This is a genomic window from Actinomadura sp. WMMB 499 (assembly GCF_008824145.1).
Taxonomy (GTDB): Bacteria; Actinomycetota; Actinomycetes; order Streptosporangiales; family Streptosporangiaceae; genus Spirillospora.
In genome coordinates this window covers 6,272,913-6,286,299 of sequence record NZ_CP044407.1, presented here as the reverse complement: position 1 = coordinate 6,286,299, position 13,387 = coordinate 6,272,913, and the positions used below count along the sequence as shown (strand labels likewise).

The window sequence follows — 13,387 nt, the reverse complement described above, 5'->3', positions numbered from 1 at the left end:
CGGCCGGCCGGGGCCGGGCGGGTACAGCCGCCCGGCCCCGTCCCGGTGGTCACAGGAAGCGCCGGATCGGACGGACCGAGGCCTCCATCACGCGCTGCCGGACGGGCCGCCGCCGCCAGCGCCGCGGGTCGATCCGCTCGCTGGCCGCGAGATCCCGGGTGAAGTCCTCGTCCAGCCGGGCGGTCACCGCCGGATCGATGACGGCGAGCATGATCTCCTCGTCGTGGTCGAGGGACCGGCGGTTGAAGTTGGTGGACCCGATCAGCGACGCCACGCCGTCCATCGTGATGATCTTGGTGTGCAGCATGGTCGGCCGGTACTGCGAGATCCGGATCCCGGCCTCCAGCAGCTCGCCGTAGTGCCGCTGCCCGGCGAGCCTGCTGACACGCTTGTCGGCGTGCCGCCCCGGAAGCACGATCTCGACCTCCACACCGCGACGGGCGGTGTCGCACAGCAGTTCGGTGAAGTAGGCGTCCGGCGCGAAGTAGGCCGTGGCCAGCCGCACCCGGCGCCGCGCCGACTCCAGCACCACCCGGATCAGCGTCTGCATGTCCTGCCAGCCCATGCTGGCCGACCCGCGGACCACCTGCACGACGGCGTCACCGCATTCGTCCTGCGGGACGAAGCGGTCGCGTTCGTCGAACAGTTCGGCGTGGCATTCGGCCCAGCTCTGCGCGAATCCGGCCGCGATGCCGTCCACGGCCGGGCCGCGCACCCGCACGTGGGTGTCCCGCCACTCGCCGCTGTTGCGGGCGTCGCCCTTCCACTCGTCGGCGATGCCCACACCGCCGGTGTAGGCGGTGCGCTCGTCCACGATCAGGACCTTGCGGTGGCAGCGGTGGTTCTGCTTGAACGGCGACAGGTACGGCGGCCTGCGGAACCAGGCCACCGTGACGCCCGCGTCGTCCATCGCGTCCAGGAGTTCCCGCTCGATCGGGTGGCTGCCGAAGCCGTCCAGCAGCAGCCGTACCCGCACCCCCGCGCGGGCCCGCTCGGCGAGCGCGTGGGCGAACCGGCGCGCGACGTCGCCCCGCCAGTACACGTAGGTCATCATGTCCACGGTGTGCTCGGCGGCGCGGATCTCCTCCAGCATCGCGGGGAAGATCTCGTCACCGTTGCGCAACGGCTCCACCGTGTTCCCCTCGGTGGCGGCGACGCCGAGCAGCCGCTCCAGGCGCCGCCGGAGCCGGTCCCCTTCCGCCACCGGGTCCGGGTCGCCGGACCCGGTGGCGCGGCCGGGAGCCAAAGAGGTCATTCCACCCTCCGGATGATCGGAACGGGCACGGTCAGAACGGGAGGCGGCCGCGGGCGCGGCGGCCGGCCGATCCGCTGCGGCCGACGGCGCGCGAGGAGCTGCGGAACGGCTTGCTCAGCAGCCGCCCGATCGAGCCCGGCGCCGACGAACCGGCCCGGGATCCGGCGCCCAGCGCCCGCTGGGTGCCCCGCTGCGGGTGCCGCGACAGCCTCGGCAGCAGGAACGCCAGCACCAGCAGAACCGCGCAAACAGCCACGATGGCAACGATCGCCATGGTCTCGCCCCTTTTCAACGTTGCTTACATCTGGCAACGCTTTACCCGCGACAAGGAAAGACATTCCGGTGCTGTGACGAACCCGACTCCGGCGGCCCGTCGCGCGGACGCTCGTGCGGGGCGGGTCAGACGAGGTTGTCCTCGACGGCGAGGCCGAACTCGCCGCGGCCGTACATCGACAGGGCGCGCTCGACGTCGTTGGCGACGTGGACGCTGCCCGCGTGGGCGTCGCGCCAGGCGCGCTCGATCACGTGGCCGCGGCGCAGCGAGTTCCCGCCGGCCGTGCGGAACAGGATGTCGATGGCCTCGATGGCGCGCTCGGTGCCGCGCACCTGGTCGCGGCGGGCGCGCAGGCGCAGCTCCATCGGGATCTCCTCGCGGCGCACCGCGCAGGCGTGCACGTCCCGCATGTTGCGCTCGGTCTGCAGGACGGCCGCGTCGATCTCCGAGGCCGCGCGGGCCACGGCGACCTGCGCGAACTCGTCCTCGACGAACCGTCCGCCGCCCAGGCTCAGCCGGATCCGGTCGCGCATCTGCGCCACGTACGAGCGGTAGCAGCCCGCGGCCATCCCGATCACGCTGGACGAGACGGTCGTGGTGAAGATCGTCCCGAAGGGGATCCGGTACAGCGAGCCGGGGTTGACCTTGAGGCCGGGGGCGCGCAGCCGGGCCTGGTCGTAGTTGCGCATCGCGCGGTGCGCCGGGACGAACGCGCGCTCGACGACGATGTCGTCGCTGGCGGTGCCGCGCAGGCCCATCGAGTCCCAGACCTCGCGGATCTCGTAGTCCGCGCGGGGCAGCAGCACGGTCATGAAGTCGACGGGACGGCCCTGCGCGCCGACGACCAGCCCGCCGAGCAGCACCCAGGACGCGAACTCGCAGCCGGAGGAGAACGCCCACCGGCCGGAGATCTCGTAGCCGCCCTCGACCGGGGTGAGCCGCCCGATCGGGGCGTAGGAGGACGCGACGAGGGTGTCCGGGCCGGTGCCCCACACCTCCCGCTGCGCGGCGTCGGGGAACAGGCCGAGATGCCAGGAGTGGACGCCGAGCACGGCCGTCACCCAGCCGGTCGAGCCGCACGCGCCGGAGATCTCCCGGACGGCGGCGTAGAACTCGACGGGGTCGCCCTCGGCGCCGCCGTGCCGGGCGGGCTGGAGCAGCCGGAACATGCCCGCTTCGGTGAGCCCGCGGATGGTCGCGGCGGGGATGCGGCCTTTGTCGTCGACGGCCCGGGCCCGCTCGGCGATGCCCGGCAGCAGTTCGCGCACGCCGTCCAGAACCTCACCGCTCATCCGCCCGTTCCCCTCCCGCTCGTCCGGTTCGTGCAGCAGACCACGCGTGCCGGAGGGGAGTGCGGAGGCGTCCCGGCCAGCGGGACCCGCCCCCGGACGGCGTGACCTGCGACATAGCGTTCGAACATCTCGTCCATAGCCGAAGGGATGATCCACCGTGACCGCTGCCGAGTCGGACGCGATCCGCCGCATCGAGGCCGAGGCGATTTCCAGCCGGTTCGCCCGAGGATGGCACTGCCTGGGCCTCGCCGAGAAGTTCAAGGACGGCAAGCCCCACACCATCAACGGGTTCGGCCAGAAGCTCGTGGTGTTCATGGGCGAGGACGGCACGATCAACGTGCTGGACGGCTACTGCCGGCACATGGGCGGCGACCTGTCGCAGGGCACCGTCAAGGGCAACACGATCGCGTGCCCGTTCCACGACTGGCGCTGGGGCGGCGACGGCCGCTGCAAGGGCATCCCGTACTCGCGCCGGGTCCCGCTGCGCGCGCGCACGGCCGCATGGCCGACCATGGAGCAGGACAAGCTGCTGTTCGTCTGGAACGACCCGGAGGGCAAGCAGCCCCCGGCGGACGTGACGATCCCCGTCATCGAGGGCGCCACCCGCGACGACTGGACCGACTGGCGCTGGACGGAGCAGGTCGTCCACACGAACGCGCGCGAGGTCATCGACAACGTCGTCGACATGGCGCACTTCTTCTACATCCACCAGTCGTTCCCGACGTACTTCAAGAACGTCTTCGAGGGCACGACGGCGACGCAGATCATGAAGGGCGTGACCCGGGAGGACTCCCGCCGGCAGCGCGAGGGCAGCGGCGGGGGCGGGCCGCGGATGCTCGGCAACACCTCGGTCGCCACCTACCACGGCCCCTCGTTCATGATCGACGAGCTGACGTACCACTACGAGGGCTACGACCTGAAGTCCGTCCTGATCAACTGCCACTACCCGATCGACGAGAACTCGTTCTCGCTGCACTCGGGGATCATCGTCCAGCACAGCGAGGCGCTGCCGCCCGCGGCCGCCGAGGCGACCGCGGAGAAGCTCTCGTCGTTCATCCTGACGGGCTTCCAGCAGGACGTCGAGATCTGGAAGAACAAGACCCGCATCGACAACCCGCTGCTGTGCGAGGAGGACGGCCCGGTCTACCAGCTGCGCCGCTGGTACGAGCAGTTCTACGTGGACGTCGCCGACGTCACGCCGGAGATGAACGACCGGTTCGAGTACGAGATCGACACCACCCGCCCGGTCGAGTCGTGGAAGAAGGAGGTCGAGGAGAACCTCGCCCGCCTGGACGCCGCGGAGGCCTCGGCGTGACGGTCCGTTCCGACGAGCGGCTGGACGGGACGCCGATGCGTCCCGTCCGCTGCCGCCGCTGCGCCGCGCGAGTGCTGGCGCGCAAGTCGAGCTGGGAGCAGACGAGCATCCAGTGGTCGGCCGAGGCGCGGGCCGCGTGCACCGGCATCGGCGAGGACGAGCACGGGACGTGCCCGGCGCTGCGCTCGGCGATCCAGGAGGCCGCGCTGAACGGCGAGATCACGGTCCTCGATGACTGACGTGGACGGGGGCCCGCACATCGACGGGGTCGCTCTCAGACTGGACGGAGAAGGATGATCGACAGGTACGGGCCGTGGGCCGTCATCGCGGGCGGCTCGGAGGGCGTGGGGTCGGCGTTCGCGCACCGGCTGGCCGACGCGGGCGTCAACCTGGTGCTGATCGCCCGCAAGCCCGGCCCGCTCGCCGAGACCGCCGCGTCCGTCCGGGCGAAGGGCGTGCAGGTCCGGACGCTCGAACTCGATCTCGTCGCGCCGGACCCGCTGAAGGCCGTCCGGGACGTCACCGGCGACATCGAGGTCGGGCTGCTGATCTTCAACGCGGGCGCCAACAGCTACGGGCACGAGTTCGTCACCGGCGACCTCGACCGCTTCCAGGGCGTCATCGACCTCAACATCACGGCGCAGCTCGCGCTGACCCGCCACTTCGCCGCGCCGATGAAGGAGCGCGGGCGCGGCGGCATCCTGCTCGTGGGGTCGCTCGCCGGGTACATGGGGCAGGCGCAGATCAGCGTGTACTCGGCGGTCAAGGCGTTCGGGCGCGTGTTCGCCGAGGGCCTGTGGCTGGAGTTGCGCGAGCACGGCGTGGACGTCCTGGAGCTGGTGCTCGGCGTCACCCGCACGCCCGCGATGGAACGCGCCGGCCTCGACATGGACATCCCGGGCCTGAACGTCGCCGAAGCGGACGACGTCGCCCGCGAGGGCCTCGAGCACCTCGGCGACGGGCCGCTCTGGGTCGCGGGCGGCAACTACGAGGCCGCGCGCAAGCGCAGCGGCTTCCCGCGCGCGGAGAAGGTCGCGGGCGCCCACGAGGCGATGAAGCGGCTGCTCCCCAAAGAATCCGGAAAGTAGGCGGCGCATAGACGCGCACTTACCGTTATTGGTTGACCACGAAGAGTGTTGACTTCGAGGTCGCTCCGGGATGTGATTCGGGTGATCAGCTATTCCATTCCGGAGGTACCACCATGCGTTCTCGCCTGCCCGCAACCGTTTCGACGGCCGTCGCCGCGGCCTTTTCCACCGGTCTCGGGGCCGCCGCGCTCGTCCTGACGGGCCCGGCCGCGTCCGCCGAGCCCTACCCGCCGGGCGAATACCAGATCATGACCGACCACGGCGGCCGCTGCCTGAACGGCCCGGCGGACGCCGGCGCGCGCGGCACCGTCGGGCCGTGCGGCACGGTCTGGCGGTTCCGGCTCATGTCGGACGGCATCGAGATCGTCCGCGCCACCCCGGACGGCGCCGCCACGGACGACTGCCTGGGCGTGTCCCCGCGCAAGGGGTGGCCGCGCAACGTCGCGTGGCGCTCCTGCGAGAAGGAGCCGACGCTCTGGTACGCGACCCGCGTCGCCGACGGCTACTACGTCATCTCGCTCGCGAGCGACGGGCAGCTGCTCACCTGGCACGAGAGCGAGAGGCACGCCTACCTCGTCCCCGAGCGGAGCGACCACGACCACCAGCTCTGGACGTTCGAGCCCGCCGAGGCCGGCGCGGGCGCCGGGAACTGATCGGCGGCGCGCCGGTCAGTTCCCCTCCGGGGACGCCGCCGGGGACGCCGCCAGCCGGACGAACCCGCCCGACCGGCGCACGTAGACCGGGTCGCCGGTGTTCCACGCCGCGTCCCGCAGCACACGTTTGAGGACCTTGTTCGTCGGGGTGCGGGGCAGTTCCGCCAGCACGCGCACGTACCGGGGCGCCTGCTTGGTGCCGAGGTCGGGCTGCCCCGCCAGGAAGGCGGCGAACCCGGACGGGTCGAACCGGCGGCCGGGCGCGAGCGTCACCGCCGCCATCACCTGGTCGCCGACGCGCTCGTCCGGGACGGCGTACACGGCGACGTCGGCGAACCCGTCGTAGCGCGCGAGCAGCCGCTCCAGCGGCGCGGCGGCGAAGTTCTCGCCGTCCACGCGCAGCCAGTCGTCGCCGCGACCGGCGAAGTACCAGTACCCGGCGGCGTCGCGGTAGGCGAGGTCGCCCGACCAGACCCAGCCGTTCCGGACGCGCTTCGCCGTCGCCTCCGGGTTGCGGTAGTACCCCTCGAACCTCGCGGCGCCCCGCGTGTCGACGATCTCGCCGACGGCCTCGTCGGCGTTCGCCAGCCGGCCGTGCTCGTCGAACTCGGCGCGCGGGCACTCCCGGAGGGTCTCCGGGTCGGCGACGATCACGCCGTCCTCGGCGACGCCCAGCGAGCCCGGCGGCGTCCCGGGGACGCGGCCGATGCGGATCTCGCCCTCGCTCGACCCGTAGGAGTCGATGACCGTGCACCCGAACCGCTCGGCGAACGCGTCGATGTCGCGCTGCGCCGCCTCGTTGCCGAACGCGATGCGGAGCGGGTTGTCCGCGTCGTCGGGTCGCGGCGGGGTCGCGAGGATGTAGCTGAGCGGCTTGCCGACGTAGTTGAAGAACGTGACGCCGTACCGCCGGACGTCCGGCAGGAAGCCCGACGCGGAGAACCGGCGCCGCAGCACCAGCCGCCCGCCGGTCGCGACGGCCGGGGCGATGCCCGCCATCAGCGCGTTCGAGTGGAACATCGGCATCGCCACGTAGAACGCGTCGTCGCGGCCGAGGTTCCGCCGCGCGGCCTGCTGCCGGGCGATGCGCCCGAGCCGCCCCTGGCCGCACAACACGGCCTTCGGCGCGGACGTCGTCCCGGACGTGAAGATCAGGCAGAACACGGTCGCCGGGTCGTCGCCGGGGGCGCCCTCGAGCGGGACGGCGCGCGCCAGGCGTTCCGCGTGCCCGGCGGTGTCGACGACCAGGACGGGCACGTCCGTCAGCCCGTCGAGCAGCTCCGCGCGGGCCGTCTCGGTGACGACCGCGCCGCAGTCGGTGTGGGACATGTCGCGCGCCAGCTCGGCGCCGCGCCGCGTCGGGTTCAGCTCCACCACCGGGACACCGGCGAGCGCCGCGCCCAGCAGCCAGAACAGGTGGTCCGGCCCGTTCTCCAGGAACAGCCCGACGTGCCACGGTTCCGGCCCCGGCGCCGACAGGTCCCGGACGAGTCCGGCCCGCAGCCGCGCCTCCGCGACGACCTCGCGCCACGTCCACGACCGGTCCTCGAACGACAGCCCCGGACGGTCGTCGCCGCCGCGCGCCGCGACCAGCCCCGCGAACGTCGGGTCGTCCGCCGGACGGTCGTCGCCCAGCACCCCGCCACCGTCCGGCACCCCGCCACCGTGCGGTGCCCTGTCCTCGGTCATGCTCCTCCTCCGTCGCGTCCACGCAGCGTCCGGCAGGACGGCCGGGCGCGGCGCCGCCCGATCCCACTGAGCGGGACTCGTCCCGTCCGGCGGTGCACGCGCTGTTTTCCTCGTTCGGACCTGCAAGGCGTCCGTCCCGAAAACGCGGCCGGACGGCGGCCCCGGGGAGGGATGTGCGCACCATCGCGAGCAGACGGTTCCGGCACGCCGCCGGGATCCTCGCCGTCGCGACGGCGGCGACGGCGTGCGCCTGGCAGTCCGACGGTGGAACGATCCAGCGGGACGCCCGGCCCGCCGAGTACCGCGTCGGGATGATCGGAACGGAGCCGGGCGGGACGCCCGTGGACGGCGGCACCCTCACGTTCGCCGCCTACGCCGAGACCGGGCTCCTCGACCCCGCCGAGACGATCGTCGCCGGGTCCACCGGCGGCGTCGAGATGGCCGCGATCTACGACGTCCTCATGCGCTGGGACCCCGCGAGCGGCGAGGTCGTCCCCCAGCTCGCCGAGGGCCTCGAGAGCGGCGACGGCGATACGACCTGGACGCTCCGGCTCCGCGACGGCGTCGAGTTCGGCGACGGGACGGAGCTGAACGCGGCCGCCGTGAAGTGGAGCATCGAACGGTACGTGCGCAAGGGCGCCGACGAGGCCGCACTCTGGAAGGCGAACGTCCGAGCCGTAAGAACCCCTGACGACCGCACCGTCGTGTTCGAGCTGGCGCACCCCTGGCCGTCCTTCCCGTTCATGCTGGCCGGCGGGCCCGGGATGATCGTCGCGAAGTCGTCCGACGCCGGGGAGCGGTTCCGCCCGGTCGGCGCGGGCCCGTTCGAGTTCGCGCGGTACGCGCCCGACGAGGAGATGGTCCTCGAGGCCCGCGACGGCTACTGGGACGGCCGCCCGCACCTCGACCGCGTCCGGCTCGTCTACGTCGACGACCCCGACGCCGCCCTCGCCACCCTCGACAGCGGCCGGATCCAGGCCGCGTTCCTCCGCGACCCCGTCATCGTCCGGGACGCCCTCGAAGCCGGCCACTCCGGCTTCCTCAACATGGTCGCGCTCGGCAACGTCGCCGTCATCAACGCCACCGCCGGGCACCCCGGCGCCGACCCGCGCGTCCGCAAGGCCATGCACCTCGCGATCCAGCCCGAGGTGATCTACCGGCGCGCCTACCCGGGAACGGGCCTGGCGAGCAACGCGCTGTTCCCCGGCTTCTCCCGCTGGCACACCGCCGCCGAGCCGCTGCCCTACGCCCCGGACCGGGCGCGCGAACTGCTCGCGGCGGCGAAGGCCGACGGCTACGACGGCAAGGTCACCTGGCTGGACGCGCAGGACCCCGCGTCCCGCACCACCGCCCTCGCCGCGAAGGCGATGCTGGAGAGCGTCGGGTTCGACGTCGAACTCGACCTCGTCCGGTCCATCGCCGACCAGATCACCAAGGTGTCGGTCAAGAAGACCTACGACGTCTCCGGCTGGGGCATCAGCTGGCGCGAGGCCGGGCCGTTCGCCCGCATGTACGCCACCCTGCACGGCGAGGGCAACCTCACCGTCGGCATGGCCACCACCCCGGAGATGTCCGCGCTCATCGAGGAACTGCGCGGCGCCGACGGCGAGGAGGCGCAGCGCGCGGTGATGGGACGCATCCAGGAGCGGTGGAACGAGGACGTGCCCGCGCTGGTGTTCGGCCCGCAGCCCGAGCTGATCGCGTGGCCCGAGCGCGTCCGCGGCGTCGCCGGGACCGTCAACAGCATGGTCCTGCTGGACGACGCGTGGCTCGCGCGGGACTGAACCGGAGGTCACGGAGGTGCCGGAGGTGAACGTGCGCGACGCGGTGCGGCGGCCGGTCGAGCTGGTGCTCGTCCTGCTCGTCGTCAGCATGGGCGCCTTCGCGCTCGTCGACCTGATGCCCGGCGACCCCGCCGTGGCCGTCCTCGGCGAGGGCCACACGCCCGCCGAGTACCAGGCGCAGCGCGAGGAGATGGGCCTCACCGACCCGCTGCCCGCCCGGTACGCCCGGTGGGTCGGGGACGCCGTCACCGGCGACCTCGGCACCTCGTTCGTCCCGCCCTACGACGACGTCGCGGGCCGGATCGGCGCCGCCCTGCCGGTCAGCGTCGAACTCGCCGTCCTCGCCCTGCTGATCGCGCTGGCCGTCGCGGTGCCGCTCGCCCTGTGGTCGGCGTACCGCGCGGGCGGGCGGGTCGACCGGCTGGTGAGCGCGGGCACGTTCGCGATCCTGTCGGTGCCGAGCTTCCTCGCCGGGATGCTGCTCATCGCGCTGTTCGCCGAACGGCTCGGCTGGTTCCCCCGGCTCGAATGGGCGCGGCTGTCCGACGGGATCGGCGACAACCTCTACCACGCGTTCCTGCCCGCGCTGACGATCGCGCTCGTCGAGGTCGCCACGTTCACGCGCGTCCTGCGCGGCGACCTCATCACCACCCTGCGGGAGGACTTCATCCTCGCGTCCCGCGCCAAGGGCATGCCGCCCGTGCACGTGCTGGTGCGCGACGCGCTGCGCCCGTCCTCCTTCTCCCTCGTCACGCTGCTCGGCGTCAGCCTCGGCCGGCTCATCGGCAGCACCGTGATCGTCGAGCACCTGTTCGCGCTGCCCGGCATGGGCACGCTGATCATCGGCGCGGCCGACGCCGGGGACGTCCCCACGGTGCAGGGCGCGGTGCTGGTCATCGCCCTCATCTACGTGCTGGCGAACGCGCTGATCGACGTGTCCTACGGACGTCTCGACCCACGAATCAGGCGGGCCCATGTCTGACGCCGCGAAGTCCCCCGCACGCCGGACCGGTCCGGCCGCCGCCGCCGGTCTCGCCGTGCTCGGCCTCGCCGTGCTCGGCGCGTCGGTGACCGTGCTCGCGGGCACCGGATGGTGGCAGCTCGGCGCCGTCCTCACCGGCCTCGCCGCGTCCTACCTCGGCCTCGACCGCACCGGCCGCGCCCTGTTCGGTCCCGGCTTCGACCTGATGTTCTGGCTGTGCACCGCCTGGCTGACCGTGCTGGTCGCCGCCGCGCTCCTCGCGCCGCTGCTGCCGCTCGGCGAGCACGAGGACATCGTCGCGACCCTCGACTCCCCCGGCATGGCCGTCCCCGACCTGTCCACCGCGCACCCGCTCGGCACCAACAACTTCGGGCTCGACCTGCTGTCCCGCCTGATCCACGGGGCCCGGTCCTCCCTCGTCGTGTCGCTCGGCGCCGTCCTGATCGGGATGGTCGTCGGCGGGGCCGCCGGGATCGCCGCCGGCTACCTGCGGCGCGCCGACCCGCCCGTCGGCGTCCTCACCAACTCGCTGCTGGCCGTGCCGCCGCTGATCCTGCTGATCGCCCTCGGCACCGTGCTCGAGCCGACGCTGACCAACATCGCCGTCGCGCTGTCCCTCCTCGCGATCCCCGGGATGATCCGGATGGCGCGGGCGAACACCCTCGCGTTCGCGCAGCGCGAGTTCGTCCTCGCGGCGGACCTGCTCGGCGCGTCCCGGTGGCGCATCGCGACCCGCGAGCTGCTCCCGAACGTCGTGCCGCCTCTCGCGTCCTACGGCATGGTCATGGTGTCAGTGCTGATCGTCGCGGAGGCGTCGCTCAGCTTCCTCGGGCTCGGCGTCCAGCCGCCCGACCCGTCCTGGGGCAACATGATCGCCGAAGGGGAGCAGAACAACGCGTTCACCGACCACCCGCACATCGTGCTCGTCCCCGGCGTCACCCTCTTCCTGACCGTCTTCGCGTTCAACCTCGTCGGCGAGAAGGCCCGCAAGCGCTGGGACCCCCGGCAGGCGAAGCTCTAGGAGCCCCCGATGACCCTTCTCACCGTCGAGGACCTGCACACCGAGATCGCCACCCCGCGCGGGCCGCTCAAGGCCGTGGACGGCGTGTCCTTCACCGTCGGCGCGGGCGAGATGTTCGGCGTCGTCGGCGAGTCCGGCTCCGGCAAATCGGTGCTCGGCCGCACCGTCATGGGCCTCTACACCACCGGCCCGGACATGGCCGTGTCCGGACGGGTCGTGCTGGACGGCGCCGACGTGCACGCCCTCGCCCCCGCCGAACGCCGCAAGCTGTGGGGCGCCCGCGTCGGCATGGTGTTCCAGGACCCCGGAACCGCCCTCAACCCGGTCAAGAAGGTCGGCCGGCACCTCACCGAGGGCCTGCGCCGCCACGGGCACTCCCGCGCCGCCGCCCGCGCCCGCGCCGAGGAACTGCTCCGCCTCACCGGCATCCCCGAACCGCGCCGCCGCCTCGACCAGTACCCGCACGAGCTGTCCGGCGGCATGCGGCAGCGCGTCGTCATCGCGATGGCCCTCGCCGGCGAGCCCGCCCTGCTCATCGCCGACGAGCCCACCACCGCCCTCGACGTCACCGTGCAGAAGCAGATCCTCGACCTGCTCGGCCGGTTGCAGTCCGAACTCGGCACCGCGATCGTCCTGATCAGCCACAACCTCGCCGTCGTCGCGGGCCGCGCCGACCGCGTCGCCGTCATGTACGCGGGCCGCCTCGCCGAACTCGCGCCCGCCCGCCCCCTGTTCGACGACCCCCGCCACCCGTACACCGAGGCGCTCCTCGCCTCGATCCCCCACCTGCACGACCCGCCGCACACCACCCTGCGGACGATCGACGGCGCCCCGCCGAACATGGCCGATCCACCGCCCGGCTGCCGCTTCGCGCCCCGCTGCGGTCACGCGACCGGCGTCTGCCGCGCGGACACGCCGCCGCTCGTCCCGGCGGGCGACCGCGCGTTCGCCTGCCACCATCCCCGAGGAGGCGCCTGATGGCCGGCACCGGCACCGCGCACCTGCGCCCGCAGTCCGACCCCGTCCTCACCGTCCGCGACCTCACCGTCGAGTTCCCCGCGGGCCGCGGCACCGTGCACGCCGTCTCCGGCGTCAGCTTCGACCTCCTCGACGGGGAGACCCTCGGCATCCTCGGCGAGTCCGGCTGCGGCAAGTCCAGTACCGGACGCGCCGTCCTGCAGGCGCCCCCGCCGACGTCCGGCTCGGTCCGCCTCGGCGGCACCGAACTCACCGGGCTGCCCCGCGCCCGCCTGCGCGACCACCGCGAACGCCTGCAGATGATCCTGCAGAACCCGGTCGCCGCACTGAACCCGCGCCGCCGCGTCCGCGACCTCGTCGCCGAGGGCCCGACGATCCGCGGCACGCGCCCGTCCGCCGAACGGGTCGACGAGATCCTGCACGCCGTCGGGCTCGACCCCGCGACCGTCCGCGACCGGCGGCCGCACGAGCTGTCGGGCGGCCAGTGCCAGCGCGTGTGCATCGCCCGCGCGCTCATGACCGACCCGGACGTCCTCATCTGCGACGAACCCGTCTCGTCCCTCGACGTCTCGGTGCAGGCGCAGATCCTGAACCTGCTCGAACGCACCCGCGCCGAACGCCGGTTGAGCATGGTCTTCATCGCGCACGATCTCGCGGTGGTCAAGAACATCAGCGACCGCGTTCTCGTGATGTACCTCGGCAAGGTGTGCGAGGTCGTCCCGTCCGCCGCACTCGCCGGCTCGGCCCGGCACCCCTACACCCGGCTCCTCCTCGACTCCGTCCCCGAGGCGTCCGGCACGACCGACGCCGTGGCGAACACCGATCCCCCGTCCCCTCTCGCCCCGCCCAGCGGCTGCCGTTTCCGCACCCGCTGCCCCCTCGCCACCGACCGCTGCGCCACCGAGGAACCCGAACTCCGCGAGCACGCCCCCGCCCACCACATCGCCTGCCACCACACCTGACGGCCCGGTGCCCCCGCGTACTTCGGGCGCGGAACTCGCGCCCGAAGGCCGACGTCGCGCGAAGGGTGCGCCGCCGGACGCAGCCGTCCGCGGG

General features: G+C 73.0%; 13 protein-coding genes. 9 read left to right on the top strand and 4 right to left on the bottom strand.

Annotated elements, in window-relative coordinates; genetic code table 11:
• Window positions 1–49: 49 nt before the first annotated feature.
• From F7P10_RS28460 to hsaA, 3 genes are all read right to left on the bottom strand, one after another.
• The gene (locus tag F7P10_RS28460; protein ID WP_151013864.1) at window positions 50–1,255 is read right to left on the bottom strand and encodes a phosphatidylserine/phosphatidylglycerophosphate/cardiolipin synthase family protein; all 1,206 of its coding nucleotides are present in this window, start codon (window positions 1,253–1,255) and stop codon (window positions 50–52) included.
• Between the two features lie 31 nt (window positions 1,256–1,286).
• Window positions 1,287–1,529, bottom strand: coding sequence for a DUF6411 family protein (locus tag F7P10_RS28455; RefSeq protein WP_151013862.1), 243 nt, complete (start codon window positions 1,527–1,529; stop codon window positions 1,287–1,289).
• Window positions 1,530–1,654: 125 nt separating this feature from the next.
• Window positions 1,655–2,821, bottom strand: coding sequence for a 3-hydroxy-9,10-secoandrosta-1,3,5(10)-triene-9,17-dione monooxygenase oxygenase subunit (gene hsaA / locus F7P10_RS28450; RefSeq protein WP_151013860.1), 1,167 nt, complete (start codon window positions 2,819–2,821; stop codon window positions 1,655–1,657).
• Between the two features lie 157 nt (window positions 2,822–2,978).
• On the opposite strand from hsaA, the gene F7P10_RS28445 reads away from it, so the two are divergent.
• The 4 genes from F7P10_RS28445 to F7P10_RS28430 all read left to right on the top strand — a co-directional run bounded on the left by F7P10_RS28445 (window position 2,979) and on the right by F7P10_RS28430 (window position 5,877).
• Entirely contained in the window at window positions 2,979–4,136 is a 1,158-nt protein-coding gene (locus tag F7P10_RS28445; protein WP_151013858.1) for a Rieske 2Fe-2S domain-containing protein, read from the top strand.
• The gene (locus F7P10_RS28440; protein ID WP_176611686.1) at window positions 4,133–4,375 is read left to right on the top strand and encodes a ferredoxin; all 243 of its coding nucleotides are present in this window, start codon (window positions 4,133–4,135) and stop codon (window positions 4,373–4,375) included. The genes F7P10_RS28445 and F7P10_RS28440 overlap by 4 nt, the downstream gene beginning before the upstream one ends.
• Before the next feature lie 54 nt (window positions 4,376–4,429).
• Window positions 4,430–5,224, top strand: a complete 795-nt coding sequence (locus tag F7P10_RS28435) for an SDR family oxidoreductase (protein ID WP_151013856.1) — start codon at window positions 4,430–4,432, stop codon at window positions 5,222–5,224.
• Window positions 5,225–5,337: 113 nt separating this feature from the next.
• Window positions 5,338–5,877 (top strand): RICIN domain-containing protein, encoded by a 540-nt coding sequence (locus F7P10_RS28430; RefSeq protein WP_151013854.1) that lies wholly within the window; start codon window positions 5,338–5,340, stop codon window positions 5,875–5,877.
• A gap of 15 nt (window positions 5,878–5,892) precedes the next feature.
• Here the strand turns inward: F7P10_RS28430 and F7P10_RS28425 are convergent, their stop codons facing one another.
• Window positions 5,893–7,566: an AMP-binding protein gene (locus tag F7P10_RS28425; protein ID WP_151013852.1), complete on the bottom strand. Its 1,674-nt coding sequence runs from the start codon at window positions 7,564–7,566 to the stop codon at window positions 5,893–5,895.
• 173 nt (window positions 7,567–7,739) lie between these two features.
• Between F7P10_RS28425 and F7P10_RS28420 the strand changes: the two genes are divergently transcribed.
• Genes F7P10_RS28420 through F7P10_RS28400 form a run of 5 tightly spaced genes read left to right on the top strand, consistent with a single transcriptional unit; the run spans window position 7,740 to window position 13,293 of the window.
• Window positions 7,740–9,350, top strand: a complete 1,611-nt coding sequence (locus F7P10_RS28420) for an ABC transporter substrate-binding protein (protein ID WP_254716071.1) — start codon at window positions 7,740–7,742, stop codon at window positions 9,348–9,350.
• A 25-nt stretch (window positions 9,351–9,375) separates the two neighbouring features.
• The gene (locus F7P10_RS28415; RefSeq protein ID WP_254716070.1) at window positions 9,376–10,332 is read left to right on the top strand and encodes an ABC transporter permease; all 957 of its coding nucleotides are present in this window, start codon (window positions 9,376–9,378) and stop codon (window positions 10,330–10,332) included.
• Complete coding sequence (locus F7P10_RS28410; protein WP_151013850.1) at window positions 10,325–11,353, top strand: ABC transporter permease; 1,029 nt, start codon at window positions 10,325–10,327, stop codon at window positions 11,351–11,353. Before F7P10_RS28415 ends, F7P10_RS28410 begins: the two co-directional genes overlap by 8 nt.
• A 9-nt stretch (window positions 11,354–11,362) precedes the next feature.
• Window positions 11,363–12,331 carry an ABC transporter ATP-binding protein gene (locus tag F7P10_RS28405; protein ID WP_151013848.1) on the top strand — a complete coding sequence of 323 codons (969 nt, stop codon included), beginning with the start codon at window positions 11,363–11,365 and terminating at the stop codon, window positions 12,329–12,331.
• Window positions 12,331–13,293: an ABC transporter ATP-binding protein gene (locus F7P10_RS28400; RefSeq protein WP_151013846.1), complete on the top strand. Its 963-nt coding sequence runs from the start codon at window positions 12,331–12,333 to the stop codon at window positions 13,291–13,293. The genes F7P10_RS28405 and F7P10_RS28400 overlap by 1 nt, the downstream gene beginning before the upstream one ends.
• Window positions 13,294–13,387 lie beyond the last annotated feature (94 nt).